The organism is Aquirufa sp. 5-AUSEE-100C1, assembly GCF_054558655.1.
Map to the genome: position 1 here is coordinate 48,407 of NZ_JBPXKO010000001.1, position 15,870 is coordinate 64,276.

At 45.9% G+C, this 15,870-nt stretch carries 12 protein-coding genes; 7 read left to right on the forward strand and 5 right to left on the reverse strand.

Features of this window, described 5'->3' with window-relative positions:
• Positions 1-27: 27 nt before the first annotated feature.
• Together ACMH5P_RS00235 and ACMH5P_RS00240 are read right to left on the reverse strand one after the other, a co-directional pair.
• On the reverse strand, positions 28-2,124 hold the full coding sequence (locus ACMH5P_RS00235; protein WP_459492290.1) for a Tex family protein: 2,097 nt from the start codon (positions 2,122-2,124) through the stop codon (positions 28-30).
• 152 nt (positions 2,125-2,276) lie between these two features.
• Positions 2,277-2,978 carry an XRE family transcriptional regulator gene (locus ACMH5P_RS00240; protein WP_459492291.1) on the reverse strand — a complete coding sequence of 234 codons (702 nt, stop codon included), beginning with the start codon at positions 2,976-2,978 and terminating at the stop codon, positions 2,277-2,279.
• 108 nt (positions 2,979-3,086) lie between these two features.
• Here ACMH5P_RS00240 and dinB point away from each other — a divergent pair, with 108 nt between their 5' ends.
• Both dinB and ACMH5P_RS00250 read left to right on the forward strand, forming a co-directional pair.
• On the forward strand, positions 3,087-4,274 hold the full coding sequence (dinB, locus tag ACMH5P_RS00245) for a DNA polymerase IV (RefSeq protein ID WP_459492293.1): 1,188 nt from the start codon (positions 3,087-3,089) through the stop codon (positions 4,272-4,274).
• Positions 4,275-4,276: 2 nt separating this feature from the next.
• Positions 4,277-7,192, forward strand: coding sequence for a DNA polymerase III subunit alpha (locus tag ACMH5P_RS00250; protein ID WP_459492294.1), 2,916 nt, complete (start codon positions 4,277-4,279; stop codon positions 7,190-7,192).
• Between the two features lie 480 nt (positions 7,193-7,672).
• On the opposite strand, the gene ACMH5P_RS00255 is transcribed toward ACMH5P_RS00250, so the two are convergent.
• Positions 7,673-7,876 (reverse strand): hypothetical protein, encoded by a 204-nt coding sequence (locus ACMH5P_RS00255; RefSeq protein ID WP_459492295.1) that lies wholly within the window; start codon positions 7,874-7,876, stop codon positions 7,673-7,675.
• 303 nt (positions 7,877-8,179) lie between these two features.
• Positions 8,180-8,812, reverse strand: a complete 633-nt coding sequence (pdxH, locus tag ACMH5P_RS00260) for a pyridoxamine 5'-phosphate oxidase (protein ID WP_459492296.1) — start codon at positions 8,810-8,812, stop codon at positions 8,180-8,182.
• A 65-nt stretch (positions 8,813-8,877) separates the two neighbouring features.
• Between pdxH and polA the strand changes: the two genes are divergently transcribed.
• The 5 genes from polA to ACMH5P_RS00285 all read left to right on the forward strand — a co-directional run bounded on the left by polA (position 8,878) and on the right by ACMH5P_RS00285 (position 15,078).
• Positions 8,878-11,703, forward strand: a complete 2,826-nt coding sequence (gene polA / locus ACMH5P_RS00265; protein WP_459492297.1) for a DNA polymerase I — start codon at positions 8,878-8,880, stop codon at positions 11,701-11,703.
• A 10-nt stretch (positions 11,704-11,713) separates the two neighbouring features.
• Positions 11,714-12,706: a glycosyltransferase family 2 protein gene (locus tag ACMH5P_RS00270; RefSeq protein WP_459492298.1), complete on the forward strand. Its 993-nt coding sequence runs from the start codon at positions 11,714-11,716 to the stop codon at positions 12,704-12,706.
• Between the two features lie 42 nt (positions 12,707-12,748).
• Positions 12,749-13,225, forward strand: coding sequence for a peptide-methionine (R)-S-oxide reductase MsrB (msrB, locus tag ACMH5P_RS00275; RefSeq protein ID WP_459492300.1), 477 nt, complete (start codon positions 12,749-12,751; stop codon positions 13,223-13,225).
• Positions 13,226-13,233: 8 nt separating this feature from the next.
• A complete protein-coding gene (locus ACMH5P_RS00280; RefSeq protein WP_459492301.1) occupies positions 13,234-13,803 on the forward strand; it encodes a Crp/Fnr family transcriptional regulator in 570 nt (189 codons plus the stop codon).
• A gap of 63 nt (positions 13,804-13,866) precedes the next feature.
• Positions 13,867-15,078, forward strand: a complete 1,212-nt coding sequence (locus ACMH5P_RS00285; RefSeq protein ID WP_459492302.1) for an MFS transporter — start codon at positions 13,867-13,869, stop codon at positions 15,076-15,078.
• 54 nt (positions 15,079-15,132) lie between these two features.
• Here the strand turns inward: ACMH5P_RS00285 and ACMH5P_RS00290 are convergent, their stop codons facing one another.
• On the reverse strand, positions 15,133-15,849 hold the full coding sequence (locus tag ACMH5P_RS00290; protein ID WP_459492303.1) for a thioredoxin domain-containing protein: 717 nt from the start codon (positions 15,847-15,849) through the stop codon (positions 15,133-15,135).
• Positions 15,850-15,870: the final 21 nt, after the last annotated feature.

The window sequence follows — 15,870 nt, forward strand, 5'->3', positions numbered from 1 at the left end:
CATCCAACAATTAAGGATGGCCTTTTTTTATTTCTTCATGCTCAGAGCTATTCGTTTGCGTGCCTCATCTACCTCGGTGACGGTGACCATGACTTTCTGGGCGACCTTGACGATTTCATTGGGGTCTTTGACGAATTTATCGGCCAATTGGCTCACGTGGACCAAACCATCCTGATGCACGCCGATATCCACGAAGGCACCGAAATTCGTGATATTGGTAACGATACCCGGTAATTTCATCCCGACGCGTAGGTCCTTTATTTCATTGACGCCCTCCGTAAATTCAAATGCCTCGAATTGTTCACGCGGGTCACGACCCGGTTTAGCTAATTCGGATAGGATATCGGTTAACGTTGGCATTCCCACGTCTTTCGAAACATATTTTTGTAAGGGTATTTGCTTGCGCAAGGATTCATTGGCGAGTAAATCTCCCACTTTACAATTCAGGTCTTTGGCCATTTGTTCTACGATTTCATAGCGCTCTGGATGAACGGCACTTGCATCCAAGGGGTTTTTTGCGTTTCGAATGCGCAAAAATGCGGCAGCTTGTTCATAGGCCTTTTCGCCCAAACGCGCGACTTTTTTCAAGTCGGAGCGTTTAATGAAAGGCCCATTCTTCGTCCGGTAATCAATAATATTCTGAGCCAATTGTGGACCTAGGCCGGATACATAGGCGAGAATTTGTTTCGAGGCTGTGTTGAGCTCCACCCCAACCGAGTTTACGCAAGAAATAACCGTATCATCCAAGGATGCCTGTAATTTCTTTTGATCGACATCATGTTGGTATTGTCCAACCCCAATCGATTTCGGGTCAATTTTAACTAATTCGGCTAAGGGATCCATGAGTCGGCGCCCTATCGACACCGCTCCACGTACCGTAATATCTTTATCCGGGAATTCTTCACGAGCAGCTTCGGAGGCTGAATATATCGATGCTCCACTCTCGTTGACCATGATGATGGTGATTCCTTCGAGTTTGAGGTTTCGGACGAAGGCTTCTGTTTCCCGGCCGGCCGTTCCGTTTCCGATGGCAATTGCTTGTACTTGGTATTTTTTCACCCAGGCAGTAATCGTATGGGCGGCCTCTTGGGCTTGTCCCGGTCCTGTATGGGGATAAACCGCCGTATTGTCGAGCAATGTGCCTTGTTGGTCCAAACAAACTAATTTACATCCTGTTCGAAAACCCGGGTCTAGTGCTAATACGCGCTTTTGTCCGAGGGGTGCCGCCAAGAGTAATTGACGCACATTCTCCGCAAAGACGCGAATCGCTTCCTCATCCGCCCGTTTTTTCGCCTCGGCGCGCATTTCATTTTCCATGGCAGGCATCAAGAGGCGCTTGTAGCCATCTTGGATGGCTAGCTCGACTTGTCTTGCGCAGGCATTAGTTCCCTTGATGAAGCGTCGGTCGAGTTTATCGAGTACGTCTTGATCGGGTCCAGCAAGGTTTAGGTTTAAGATTCCTTCGTTTTCACCTCTAAATAGTGCGAGGATACGATGGGAGGGTGCTTGGGCTAATGACTCCGACCAATCAAAATAGTCTTTGTATTTGATTCCGGCTTCTTGTTTGCCTTTGGCAACGGTGGATTTGACGACGGTTTTTCGGGCAAAGAGCTGTCGGGTCTCTTCACGCGCTTCCGCTGTCTCCATCATTTCTTCGGCAAGGATATCACGTGCGCCGGCTAGGGCTTCTTCGGGATCTTCGAGGAATTCTGCGGCGAGCACTTCGGGATCCAACATGCGTTGTTCGAAAAGTTTATCAGCTAAAGCCTGTAATCCTTTTTCTCTAGCAGCCATGGCGCGGGTTTTGCGCTTGGGTTTGTAGGGCAAGTAGATGTCCTCCAGTTTGGTGAGCGTTTCGGCACTACGAACGGCTTTTTCGAGTTCGGGAGTGAGTTTTTCTAATTCTTTGAGGGACTTCAAGATGGCCTCTCTTCGTTTCTCCAGTTCCACATATTGATCGCGTAGATCGCGTATCTGGCCCACTTGAACTTCGTCGAGACTGCCAGTCGCTTCCTTGCGATAACGTGAGATAAAAGGGATCGTTCCGCCTTCATCGAGTAATTCGATGGTTTTTCGAACTTGATTTTCTTGGATGCCGAGGGCGGAAGCTATTTTTGAATACATGGGTTAGAGGTAAGAATTAAGAACTAAGAATTAAAAGGTAAGGGGGTCGAAGTCCATGTGGAAAGATTTTAGTTTGTCTTATTGCCCGGGACTTTTTTCGCCTTCTCACTAGTGACAAGCGACTAGTGACTGGTGACTAGTGACTAGCGACTTTATTCCGCATTCGGAAACTCATTGTGAAAATACCCCGCAAACTTCCAGATTTCTTGGATTTCAGCGCCGAGGATCGGGTAGGGGTCGTAGGTCTTGTTGGTCGAGTTGAGGATTAAGACCTTACGTTCTGCCAAGTGGTTAATGACCTGCTTAAGGACTACGCCGTCTTCGCGTGTCACGACGATGCAAATGGTGCCGTCTTTGATGGATGTCCAATCTTCTACGTATTCTGCGAAGACCAGGGAGCCAGGTTGCAAGGGTAACATTGAGTCGCCTTTGATGGGGAATACGCGGTATTTTTTATCGCTAGGTAAGAAGGGTACCTGGAATGTAGGTAATTCTTGAATAAACTCGATGTCATCGTAGGAGGCGGTGTATCCTGCCAAAGCCTTGACAGGTACCATCTCAATGTTCTCCTCGTTGTTCGAATCAACCGTCGTAGCTAAAATACGTAGCTTGGGTTTATTGCCCATGCCGGGTAATCTTTTGGATAAATCTTCTTTGAGCAATTCGTCGACCTCAACCTTGAAAAAGTCCGCGATTTGGATCAAATCCGCATATTTAGGTTCGGCTCGTCCAGACTCGTAGGAGCCTAAGGTGGGTTTCTTGATGTTGATTAATTCAGCCAGTTTTTCTTGGGATGTTTTCTCGGGCATCTTGCTGCGTAAAAAACGTAAATTCTGACTAAAAAAAGTGCTCATGCGATTTGCTTATTTAATTAAAATGAATAAAATTCGTATCCAAAATATTATCGTATACTCATCGAAGTTACGAAAGGTATTCGAAATTCACAAATAGCTACCAAATTTATGCAAGATCGCGCCATTGTGCACATGGACTTAGACTCGTTCTTTGTCTCGGTTGAGCGACTCCGGGATTCTCGTCTCGTGGGTAAGCCGGTCATTGTGGGTGGCTTGTCGGACCGTGGGGTAGTAGCAGCTTGCAGTTATGAGACGCGAGCCTTTGGGGTTCGGTCGGCGATGCCGATGCGCATGGCGCTGAAGTTGTGTCCGGATGCGATTGTGTTGCGCGGGGATTTTGAGGCTTATGCGCAGCATTCGGATTGGGTGACGCGGATGATTATGGATCGTGCCCCGGTAGTAGAGAAGGCGTCGATTGATGAGTTTTATTTGGATATGACGGGGATGGAGCGCTTTTTTGGTTCGTACCAGTTTGCGACCGATCTGCGGAAACGGATTCAGACGGAAACGGGTTTGCAGATTTCCTTTGGCCTATCCGTCAATAAAACGGTTTCTAAAGTAGCGACGAATCACGTCAAACCCGCCGGACAGTTTCAGGTCATGCCGGGCGAAGAGCGTGCCTTTTTGGCCCCGATGCCCGTTGGGAAGATTCCCATGATCGGAGCCGTCACCGCCCAAACTCTGCGCAACATGGGCATCGTGCATGTGGGTACCCTGAGTCAAATGCCACTGAAGGTTTTAGAGCGCACCTTTGGGAAGTCTGGGGTCATGTTGTGGGAGCGTGCGAACGGCATCGATTCGCGACCTGTGGTTCCTTATTCCGAGCAAAAATCACTTTCCAAGGAGATTACCTTTGAGCAAGACACGACGGATGTGACGCTGCTCCGACGTATTCTGGGCTCCTTAACCGAGCAATTAGCCTATGACCTACGAAAAATGGGGCAATGCACCTCTTGCATCACGGTCAAGTTACGTTATTCGAATTTCGATACACATACCCGACAAATCAGTATTCCGGCTTCGGCGAGTGATCACCGTTTGATTCCGGCGGTGCATGAGTTGTTCGAGAAATTGTACGACCGTCGTTTATTGATTCGCTTAATCGGGGTGCGCTTTTCTAAATTATTGCAGGGGCAGGAGCAATTGAGTCTGTTTGATGATGGGGCGCGTTTAGTGCCTTTGTATGGGGCGATGGATTTGTTGCGGAATCGTTATGGCGATTTGTCGGTGTTGCGCGCCAGTGGTTTAATGGAACGCGGGGAGCGTCGGAATGCTTTAGGACCCAAATCGGAATAGCTATGTACCTGAATTGTCATTCGTATTATAGCCTCCGTTACGGAACGCTTTCGCCCGAGCAGCTGGTGGAAGCGGCCGTGGCGCGTGGTATACGTGTGTTGGCGCTTACCGATATCCACCGAACATCCGGGATTTTCGATTTTGTGCAGGCCTGCACGGCGGCTGGTATTAAGCCGGTCGTGGGGATGGAATTTTCCAAAGGTTATATCTGCTTGGCCCGTAATCCAACGGGTTTAGCTCAAATCAATGCTTTTGCGACTCAAATCTTATTATCGGGCGGTCATTGGCCCGATCGTCCACCGGAATGGGCGGATGTTTGGACCATCTTTCCGTACAGTCGGCGAAAGGTTTTACGCAGCCTAGGTCCAAACGAACGCTGGGGAGTTCGCGGGAGTGATCTGAAATCGCTGTGGAATGTGAAGGATTTGAGTGGGATGCTGTGGTGCCAACCGGTTACCTTTTTGAACAAGCAGGGTTTTTCGATGCATCGTTTGTTGCGGGCGATCGACCAGAATGTCTTGTTGAGCAAGCTTTCGCCCAAGGACCAGGCGCAGGCGGATGAACGGTTCTACAGTCCGGAGGAGTTGCGGGAGGTCTGCCGGGATTATCCGGGTTTGTTGGAGGAGGCGGAGCGTTTGTTGGCCGACTGCACCTTTTCTTTTGATTTTAAATTACCGAAAAACCGCAAGCTTTTTGGGTCGAGTCGGGAGGATGATTTGGCTTTATTGACCAAATTGGCTTATGAGGGTTTGCGTTATCGCTATCCGCGTTCGGACCGGGAGGCGAAGGTGCGGGTGGAGAAGGAGCTGAAGGTGATTCATGAATTGCATTTTGATGCCTATTTTCTGATTACTTGGGATATTATCCGCTATGCGCGGTCGCGGGGCTATTTTCATGTGGGACGGGGTTCGGGGGCGAATTCGATTGTGGCCTATTGTCTGGGGATTACGGATGTGGATCCGGTGGCTTTGGATTTGTATTTTGAGCGTTTTATTAATCCGCATCGGACGAGTCCACCGGATTTTGATATCGATTTTTCTTGGGATGAGCGCAATGACATCATCGATTATATTTTTAAGCGGTATGGGGCGAAGCACGTATGTTTGCTCGCGACTTATGTGACGTTTCGGGATAAGTCGATTTACCGGGAATTAGCCAAAGTTTTTGGGTTACCGAAGGCGGAGATTGATGCGTGGTTAGACCCTGCCACGGCGATGCGGGAGGTGAGTTCGGAGATTCAGGGACTGATTGTGAAGTATGGGAATTTGTTGTTGGACTTCCCGAATTACTTAAGCATTCATGCGGGTGGAATTTTGATTTCGGATGAGCCCTTATTTGCCTACACGGCTTTGGAGCCGATGCCCAAGGGTTTTCCGATATGCCAGTTTGATATGCATGTGGCGGAGGAGATTGGTTTTGCGAAGTTTGATATTTTGTCGCAGCGGGGTTTGGGGCATATCAAGGAGTCGGTGGATATTATTCGTGCGAATCGTGGGGTGGATGTGGATATTCATCGGGTGCAGGATTTTATGCGGGATGAGGAGGTGCGCAAGCAGTTGATGCGGCACGAGACGATGGGTTGTTTTTACATTGAATCGCCGGCGATGCGTCAGCTCTTGAAGAAGTTGGAGTGTCAGGATTATTTGACTCTGGTAGCGGCTTCGTCGATTATCCGACCGGGTGTTGCGTCATCGGGCATGATGAAGGCTTATATTGAGCGTTATCATGCGCCGGATTCGTATGAGCCGGTGCATCCGCTGATGGGGGAGTTGATGAAGGAGACTTATGGGGTGATGGTGTATCAGGAGGATGTGATTAAGGTGGCGCATTATTTTGCGGGATTGAGTTTAGCGGAGGCGGATGTATTGCGTCGGGGGATGTCGGGCAAATCCCGTTCGCGGATGGAGTTTGAGCGAATCCGGGAGGCTTTTTTCGTGAATTGTGCGGCGAAGGGTTATGAGGAGGTAGTGGCTCGGGAGGTGTGGCGACAGATGGAGAGTTTTTCGGGTTATTCGTTTTCGAAGGCGCATTCGGCGTCGTTTGCGGTGGAGAGTTTCCAAAGTTTGTATTTGAAGACTTATTATCCACTGGAGTTTATGGTGGCGGTGATTAATAATTTTGGGGGCTTTTACCGGACGGAGTTTTATGTGCATGAGGCAAGGCGTTGTGGGGCACAGGTGGAGGCACCTGAAATCAATGCGAGTGATTACTTAACCTCGATTCGGGGGTCGGTGGTATGGATGGGTTGGGTGCATGTGAAGGGATTGGAGAAGCGTGTGATACAGGATTTGTTGGAGGCGCGTAGGCAGGGAGGGCCTTTTCGGTCTTGGGAGGATTTTGCGCATCGGGTGTCTTTGGGTTTGGAGCAGGCGGTGTTGTTGATTCGCGTGGGGGCTTTTCGGAATTTGGGGATGGAGAAGAAGCCTTTGTTGTGGGAGGCGCATGCGCGTTTTCAGGGCAAGGCGGCACCGGTGGTGTCGATGGAATTGTTTGGGGATGAGGTGTCGGATTTGGGGGTATTGCCGGAATTGGTGCATGATCCGGCGGAGGATGCTTTCGATCAGTGGGAGATTCTGGGTTTTCCGCTTTGTTCGCCTTTTGATTTGGTGTCGGATTTACCCCAAACGTTATTGAATGCGGATTTTAGGTATGATCGGGGGGATATTTTGGGTTATTTGGTGACCTTGAAGCCGACGCGCACGAAGTCGGGCGACCGCATGTACTTCGGATATTTCGTAGATGTTCGTGGGGAGTTTTTTGATACGGTGCATTTTCCGGCGGATTTGAAAAAGTATTCGTTTCGGGGAAATGGAGTGTATTGGATGCAGGGGGTGGTGATGGAGGAGTTTGGGCACCGTAGTTTGCGGGTACAACAATTACGGAAGCTGGGTTGGCGGGTGGATCCGAGGAGGAGCTAAGAGGTTAGAGGTAAGAGGTGAGAGTGAGAGGTGTAAGTCAGTGGGCATTAGTCAGTAATCAGTAGTCAGTAATCAGTAGTCAGTAGTCAGTAGTCAGTAGTCAGTAGTCAGTAGTCCGAAGGCGAAGTCTCTAGTCTCTAGTCTAATTTAATTCTTAACTTTTAGCTCTTAGTTCTTAACTCTTAGTTCTTACCTCTAACCTAATTCAAGCTTCTCCGCCTCATATGAAGAATGGCAATAATGTAAATAGATTGTGTTGCTTCGTTAACCTGGTAATGGATCATATAAGGAAATTGAGAAATTATGCAGCATCGAATATAAGGAGCGTACCGAATGAATGTTATATGTGGAAATCGACTTAAGAATTCAGTGGATATGGAAATCTGCTTAAGAAGATGGCTACCAAGATTTTTAACATGACTATTATACCACAAAATGCTTTCATTCATTTCGACATACAATTGAGGTGTCGAAATGATATTATAGATTTTCATGTTGATCTTTAAGTCTTTGGATTATTTCATCCCAAGGGATATCTAGGTTATTGGGTTTGTTTCGATTCCGGAGGCGTTCGGCGACAATGATTTTGTGCCAACCAGGTATCATCGGGTGTTGTGGATCTTCTAATATCGGATTATTGATGTTAAGTAGCGGATTTGGACAGTAATTTGGGGGCTTTTGCATGAGGAGTTTATTTGAAAACAAACATAGTGGCAAAAGCAAAAAAGTCTAATTCAGAAAATGACTAAAAAACTGATAAAAAGTTGAATGTCAGTAATCAGTAGTCAGTAATCAGTAGTCAGTAATCAGTAGTCAGTAGTCAGTAGTCCGAAGTCCGAGGGAGAGGGTGTAGAAGTCAGTAATCAGTAGTCAGTAATCAGTAATCAGTAATCAGTAGTCAGTAATCAGTAGTCAGTGGGCAGTAGTAAAGTAGTCCGAAGGTGGGCCGGAGTCTCTAGTCTAATTTAGTTCTAACCTCTAACCTATTTAAGGAGCTATCCGATACCGTTCCCAACGCTGCCCTGCTTTCTCATACACAATCCGGTCATGCAAACGAGAGGGTCTACCTTGCCAGAATTCGAAATAATCGGGGATGAGTTCGTAGCCGCCCCAATGTGCAGGTTTAGGGATTTCTTTTCCCTCGTATTGTTTGGCTAATTCGGCATAGCGTTGTTCCAAATATTCGCGGGATTCGACGCGTGAACTTTGGTCGGAGACCCAGGCGCCTAACTGCGATTCACGGGGACGTTGGTGGAAATATTCGGTGGAAAGTACCTCCGACATCTTATGAACATTCCCCTCGATGCGTACTTGGCGTTCCAATTCCCCCCAAAAGAAGGTCAAGGACGCATGGCCATGATGGGCGAGTTCAGCGCCTTTGCGGGAATGGTAATTGGTGAAAAAGGAAAATCCTTCATTGACGTGTTTTAATAAGACTATCCTCCCTGCGGGTTTATGGTCATGCCCTACCGTGCTCAGAAACATCGCATTCGGTTCGAGAACTTGGGAGTTTTGTGCCTCTTGGAACCAGATTTTGAATTGTTCGATGGGGTCAACATGCACCGAGGATTCCAGGAGTTCACCTTTTTGATAATTCTCACGAAGGGCAGCTAAATTCATAATTCAGAATATTTATTTCTTATCTTTGAGCGGGCTTTCTGCTCGTTCAAATTTAGTCAATTTCTATGAAAAAATTATTCCTTTTTGATGCGATGGCGCTGATTTATCGGGCCCACTTTGCGTTCGCTAAAACTCCCCGTATTTCATCAAAAGGCTTAAATACAAGTGCTGTGTTTGGATTTACGAACACGATTTTGGAAGTCATTCAAAAGGAAAAACCGGATTATTTGGGGGTAGCTTTTGATACTTCTGCCCCAACTTTTCGTCATGTCGAGTATACGCCTTACAAAGCTCAACGCCAAGAACAGCCCGAGGATATTACGGTGGCGATTCCCTATGTGAAGAAATTGGTGGAGGCCATGGATATTCCCATTTTGATTATGGATGGCTATGAGGCCGATGACATCATCGGTACAATTGCCAAGAAAGCAGTGCGCGCGAATCCCGATATTGAGGTCTACATGATGACTCCTGATAAGGATTATGGGCAATTGGTCGAGGAAAGAATTAAAATGTATAAGCCGGCCTTCATGGGTAAAGGCGTCGAGGTTTTGGGCCCGAAAGAGGTTTGTGCGAAATGGAATATTCAGAACGTCGAACAGGTCATCGATATGCTGGGTTTGATGGGTGATGCGGTGGATAATATTCCAGGTGTTCCGGGGGTTGGGGAGAAGACGGCTCAAAAATTAATCGAGGAATTTGGTTCCATGGAGAACCTATTTAAGAATACGGATAAGCTCAAAGGTAAATTGCGTGAAAACCTGGAGAATTTCCAGGAGCAAGGCATGCTTTCGCGCCATTTGGCGACGATTTTATGTGAAGTTCCCATCGAATACGAAGAAGATAAATTGGTCATCACCGCTCCTAAAAAGGAATTGTTAGAACCTTTGTTGGATGAATTGGAATTTCGAACCTTACGTCGACGAATATTAGGCGAAGACCCTGAACCTTCCGCGCCGAAAGCGAAGGCAAGTCCGAAAGTAGCTTCAAATCAGATGGACATGTTTGGATCACCTGCGGCAGCGCCAGCAGATTTCATGATGGCCGAAGAGGAAGACGAAAAAGTATCTCATTTTAGTAATTTATCGAATACGGCACATCAATACCATTTGGTGCAGGGCGAGGCAGCGATTAAGTCATTGATTGGGTTTTTGGGCCGACAAAGCACTTTCTGTTTCGATACGGAAACCACGAGTTTAACGGCAGTGGAGGCGGAATTAGTTGGGATGTCTTTTGCCTATCGTAAAGGGGAGGCCTTCTATGTTCCGTTCCCAGAGAACCAAGCGGAGGCGCAATCTCAGGTCGATTTGTTTAAGGATTTGTTTGCCAATGAGGCCATTCAGAAAGTCGCTCAAAATATCAAGTATGATTTGAGTGTCTTGGCGAATTATGGGATTGAAATTAAAGGAAGCAGTTACGACACCATGTTGGCCCATTACCTCATCGAACCCGAAAAGCGGCACAACATGGATGCTTTATCAATGGCTTACCTGAATTATGAACCTTTGTCGATCGAGACATTGATTGGTAAAAAAGGGATTAAGCAAGGAAACATGCGGGATGTGGCCTTGGAAGATATCAAGGAATATGCAGCAGAGGATGCGGATGTGACGCTACAATTGAAGCCGATTTTGGATGGCCTATTGACCAAAAACCCGAAGGCAATTGAACTGTTGAACGAGGTAGAGATGCCTTTGGCGCGTGTATTATCAAAGATTGAGTGTGAAGGGGTGAATTTAGATGTGTCCTTTTTACAGGAGATGTCGAAGACCTTGGAGGCGGATTCGCGGGAGGTCCAACAAAAGATATTTGAGGCGGCGGGGCAAGAATTTAATGTAGCATCACCGAAGCAATTGGGTGAGATATTATTTGAAAAATTAAAATTAGATCCGAAGGCGAAGAAGACGAAAACTGGTCAATACATGACGGGTGAGGAGGTTTTGTCCAAATTGGAAACTGAACATGAGATTGCGCGTTTGATTTTAGATTTCCGGGAATTGCAGAAATTGAAGTCGACCTATGTAGACGCTTTGCCCCAACTGATTTCACCGAAAACAGGACGTATACATACCTCTTTCATGCAAGCGGTTACGGCGACGGGACGATTGTCTTCGAAGGATCCCAATTTGCAAAACATCCCGATTCGAACACCACGTGGTCGGGAGATTCGCAAGGCCTTTATCCCAAGGGACGAGAACTTCCAGATTTTATCGGCCGATTATTCGCAGATCGAGTTACGAATCATGGCGGCTTTTGCGAAGGATGAGGCCATGTTGAATGCCTTTAATCAGGGAATTGATGTGCACAAAGCCACGGCAGCCAAAATATTCAAAGTAAGTTTGGATGAGGTGACTTCGGAATTACGCCGACGTGCGAAAGCGGTCAATTTCGGAATTATTTATGGTCAGTCGGCCTTCGGCTTATCGGGCTCACTCGGAATTTCGCGAACGGAAGCGAAGGAGATTATCGACCAGTATTTTGTTGAGTTTCCTGGCGTGAAGGCCTTTATGGACAATACAATTACACAAGCACGCGAGTTAGGCTATGTGGAAACGGTTTTAGGGCGTCGTCGGTATTTACGGGATATCCTGTCTTCCAACATGAATGAGCGTTCTTTTGCGGAACGAAATGCGATTAATGCACCGATTCAGGGCTCGGCTGCGGATATGATTAAGGTGGCGATGATACAGATTCAGGCATTTATTGAGCAGGAGAATTTGAAATCTCGGATGATTTTGACGGTGCATGATGAATTGGTATTTGATGCGCATGTTTCAGAAATTGATTACCTTCGTACGAATATTGATCAAATTATGTGTCAGGCCTTGGATTTAGGCGTGAAGATTGAGACGGGCATTGGGGTTGGAATGAACTGGTTGGAGGCCCATTAATGGATAAGTTTTGAAGATATCGGTTGCACTTTGTACCTTGAACGGAGAAAAATTTCTCCGTACGCAGTTGAGTAGTTTGGTTGATCAGACCTTACCGCCCGACGAGGTCATTGTGTGTGATGAGGGTTCTTCGGATCGTACCCTATTGATTCTTGAGCAATTTAAGGATCGTTTGCCTTTGCAGATACACCAAAATGAGACACGCTTAGGTACTTATCAAAATTTTCAGAAGGCATTAACGCTTTGCACGGGGGATTATATTTTCCCGGCGGATCAGGATGATTTTTGGGATCCCCAGAAAATCGAGCGAATTGCAACTTATTTCAATCACCATGAAAATGCCGAAGTGGTATTTACGGATGCGGTTTTGGTGGATGAATTTGGCCAAATATCGGGGAAACGATTATGGTCTACATTCCGTTTTCGGGAGGAGCAACAGCGAGATTGGAAGATGGGGAAATCTGTTGATATTTTATTGGATGGGAATCGGGTAACGGGATGTACGATGGGCGTACGTAAGCGCTTTTTGGATCGGATAACGCCATTTCCAACGAATTTACCGAGCTATTTTTTGCATGATGCCTGGATGGGATTAGCAGCTGCTTTGGAAAATAAGATTGATTTTATTCCAGCGACTTATGTGCAATATCGTCTACATTCGGAGCAACAGGTAGGTGTAAAGGGCAACCAAGGAACACCTCCATCCTTATGGGAACGCATTCAGCGACCCCATGAGGACAAGGTAGGGCCTTATCGAAAGAAATTGGAGTTTTTGGTTGAGTTACGGAAGGCGGTTTCGGAGAAATTTCCGAATCAACGGTTTGAACCTTTGGACACTCGAATTGATTATTGGGACCGTCGGGCCAATTTACCCGAGGCGCGTTGGAAGCGATTGAAAAAGACGATTCAAAATCTGATATTGGGGAATTATCACCGCTACAAGGATATTGATGCGCCAGCAGAAACACCGTATTTGATGTTTTTGGGTGATTTGATTGAGTAAAACAATTGGGTAGAAATTTCGTTTATTCTGAAACGAAAAACGATGAAATCATTTTCCTATTTCCTAATTAGTATGGCCTTGGCATTCCAAGCGTGTAGCCAAGCGCCGAAAACATCAAACAACATGGATGCTAAATTACCTACGTCCGAGGCAGAGTGGAAGCAAAAGCTAACGGAGGAAGAATATTATATATTACGTCAAAAGGGCACAGAACGCCCCTATACTGGGAAGTTTTTGATGCATAATGAAAACGGTTTTTATACCTGCAGAGGCTGTGGAACACGTTTATTCAAATCGGATTCCAAGTTTGATTCGCATTGTGGTTGGCCTTCCTTTGATAAGGAAATCAAAGCAGGTGTAATCAAAGAAACACCCGATTTAACGTTGGGAATGCGACGTATCGAAATAACCTGTGCCAAGTGTGGTGGACATTTAGGTCATGTTTTTGATGATGGGCCCACAGAGACGGGATTACGTTATTGTGTCAATTCCGTATCCTTGGGATTTGAGAAAAATTAATTTACCCAATGCCTAAGGACTTAGTTGATCGTTTCAAGCAAATTTCAAGTCTTTCAGAGGAGTCTGAAAAATTATTGTATTCGCTGATTAAATTACAGTCTATCCCAAAGAACGAGGAATTACAATCGATAGGTAAGACCTGTCAGACGCTTTATTTCCTTAAATCGGGCTTGGCGAGAATCTACTATTTTCATGAGGGTATCGATGTGACGGAAGGTTTTTATGAACCCTTTTGCTTAATTGCTCGAGCTGAGAGTTTATTTGGAAGTCTTCCAAGTAAGAAAGGGATTCAGGTACTTGAGGATTCGGAAGTTTGGTCAATTTCGACGAAGCAATTGTTTGCGCTATATGAAGATCATCGGGATTTAGAACGGTTATTTAGTCGTCTTTTTGAACGTTCTTATGTACAGACGATTCAGCGGATTGAAAATTTACAGTTTCATACAGCGGAGGAGCGTTATGAACTATTAGCAAAGGATCAGCCAGAGGTATTACGACGAGCACCTTTGAAATACATCGCCTCTTTTCTGGGCATTACTCAGGTGAGTTTAAGCCGTATTCGGGCCAAGAAGAACTAATTTAACATTTGATAAATAGATACTGGTAAGGAATATTCAAATTGCTTGAGTATTTAATATACCATGAAAAATCTACTCGGCTTACGTCAAAACTGGCAACAATTTAGTTTATTGGTTCTTATCAATGCGCTCGTGGGTGGAATGATCGGTTTAGAACGGTCCATCTTTCCGCGCTTAGCAAATGAAGTTTTTGCTATTCAGTCAGCGCAAGCCATCTTTTCTTTTATCATCGTTTTTGGGATCACCAAAGCCCTTTTTAATTATTTAGCTGGACATTTTGCCAATCAAATGGGTCGGAAAAATGTGTTGATGTTGGGTTGGGTTTTCGCCATTCCGATTCCTTTTATTTTCATGTGGGCTCCATCTTGGAGCTGGATTGTTGCTGCAAATGTTTTATTGGGTATTAATCAAGGCTTAACTTGGTCGAGTACGGTCACGATGAAAATTGATTTAGTGGGGAATCAAAATCGGGGTTTAGCCATGGGAATCAATGAATTTGCAGGTTATGTTTCGGTGGGAATCGTAGCGTTTCTAACAGGCTGGTTGGCGGATCAATATGGCTTACGACCCTATCCATTTTACCTGGGGATTGCTTTTGTTTTTTTCGGGTTGGTTTTGACCATATTATTTGTTCAGGATACGGGTGCGCACGTGCAACAAGCATCTGAAACGAGTATTTTACCTCGTTTGAAATCCGTTTTATGGGATACGACGTGGCGACACCCGAATCTGGGATCTGTGACACAGGCGGGATTGATGAATAATTTGAATGATGGCATGGTTTGGGGTTTATTTCCCATGTTACTGCATGCCAAGGGCTTTTCTTTGGTGGATATTGGTTTGATAACGGCTATTTATCCGTTGGTTTGGGGAGTGGCTCAATTGTTTACGGGAGGTTTGGCTGATTTGATTTGTTCCAAGGCATTATTGCAATGGGGGATGTTTTCGCAGGGCATCACGTTGATGGGTTTTGTATATGCGTCTAGTTTTACGCATTATGCGATTTTATCGGTCTTTTTGGGTTTAGGTACAGCCATCGTTTATCCCACTTTTTTAACCGCTATTTCGAGCTATACGCATCCATTAGACCGGGCCAAGAGTTTAGGTGTTTTTCGTTTCTGGCGAGATTTAGGTTATGCGATGGGTGCTTTGATGACCGGTGTATTGCTGAACTATTTTGGTTATGAAATGGGAATTTGGGTGATTGCCTTATTGACTGTTACTTCAGCGATAATCGTATGGCGACGAATGAGCTGTCGGGAGATTATCCTTTAATGGCCAAAAAAAAGACGCGATGTATCGCGTCTTTACCTAAAATGAAAAGGGGAGTTACAATAGTATTTTTGCCCAATTAGTCGTCATCTCATTCGGTTCACCCATTCCAATTTGTTTATCGGCTAATTTCCCGTCTTTGTAAAATTCTAGATAGGGAATGGATTCAATTTGCTTCGCTTTTGCTAAGCCCTGATTCGCATCTACATCGATTTTAATTAATTCGACTTGACCGTTTTGGGCTTTTACCCAGGCTTCTAACACAGGGCTTAATTGTTTGCAAGGGCCGCACCACGTAGCGTTATAGTCAACGATGACTAGCTTTTTGCCTTTGATTTGTTGGTCAAAATCCGCCAAGCTGATTCCCTCGGATACTGTTGGGCCGGATGCATTGGTGGCGAGAGGTAAATTTGCCGACTGCCATGCTAGCATGCCGCCGGATAAATTAATGACCGATTTGAATCCCATTTGTTGGAGCTGACTAGCTGCTTCCCCCGAGCGTCCGCCGGAGAGGCAGTACACGTAAACGGGTTTTGATTTGTCTAATTTGCTCGTAACTTCTTGAAACAAATTGCTTGAAATATCTGCTAAAACGGCCCCTTCGATGTGACCATTGTTGTATTCTTCAACGGTACGAACATCTAGAATTTGACCCGTCTCTGCGGATTTGATTTCGCTTTGAAATTCGGTTGCACTAAGGTCTTTATGTCCTTCTTGCGTAGAACAGGCCAGCAGGGATAGCGAGAAGAGTAGGGAAGTGAGTGTTTTTTTCATGATAAATTTTATTGAGAACGA

Coding starts and splice junctions, on each gene's coding strand:
- msrB (WP_459492300.1), top strand. CDS start 12,749: ATGAAATCATTTTCCTATTTCCTAATTAGTATGGCCTTGGCATTCCAA.
- ACMH5P_RS00285 (WP_459492302.1), top strand. CDS start 13,867: ATGAAAAATCTACTCGGCTTACGTCAAAACTGGCAACAATTTAGTTTA.
- ACMH5P_RS00250 (WP_459492294.1), top strand. CDS start 4,277: ATGTACCTGAATTGTCATTCGTATTATAGCCTCCGTTACGGAACGCTT.
- polA (WP_459492297.1), top strand. CDS start 8,878: ATGAAAAAATTATTCCTTTTTGATGCGATGGCGCTGATTTATCGGGCC.
- ACMH5P_RS00255 (WP_459492295.1), bottom strand. CDS start 7,876: ATGCAAAAGCCCCCAAATTACTGTCCAAATCCGCTACTTAACATCAAT.
- ACMH5P_RS00280 (WP_459492301.1), top strand. CDS start 13,234: ATGCCTAAGGACTTAGTTGATCGTTTCAAGCAAATTTCAAGTCTTTCA.
- ACMH5P_RS00235 (WP_459492290.1), bottom strand. CDS start 2,124: ATGTATTCAAAAATAGCTTCCGCCCTCGGCATCCAAGAAAATCAAGTT.
- pdxH (WP_459492296.1), bottom strand. CDS start 8,812: ATGAATTTAGCTGCCCTTCGTGAGAATTATCAAAAAGGTGAACTCCTG.
- dinB (WP_459492293.1), top strand. CDS start 3,087: ATGCAAGATCGCGCCATTGTGCACATGGACTTAGACTCGTTCTTTGTC.
- ACMH5P_RS00240 (WP_459492291.1), bottom strand. CDS start 2,978: ATGAGCACTTTTTTTAGTCAGAATTTACGTTTTTTACGCAGCAAGATG.
- ACMH5P_RS00290 (WP_459492303.1), bottom strand. CDS start 15,849: ATGAAAAAAACACTCACTTCCCTACTCTTCTCGCTATCCCTGCTGGCC.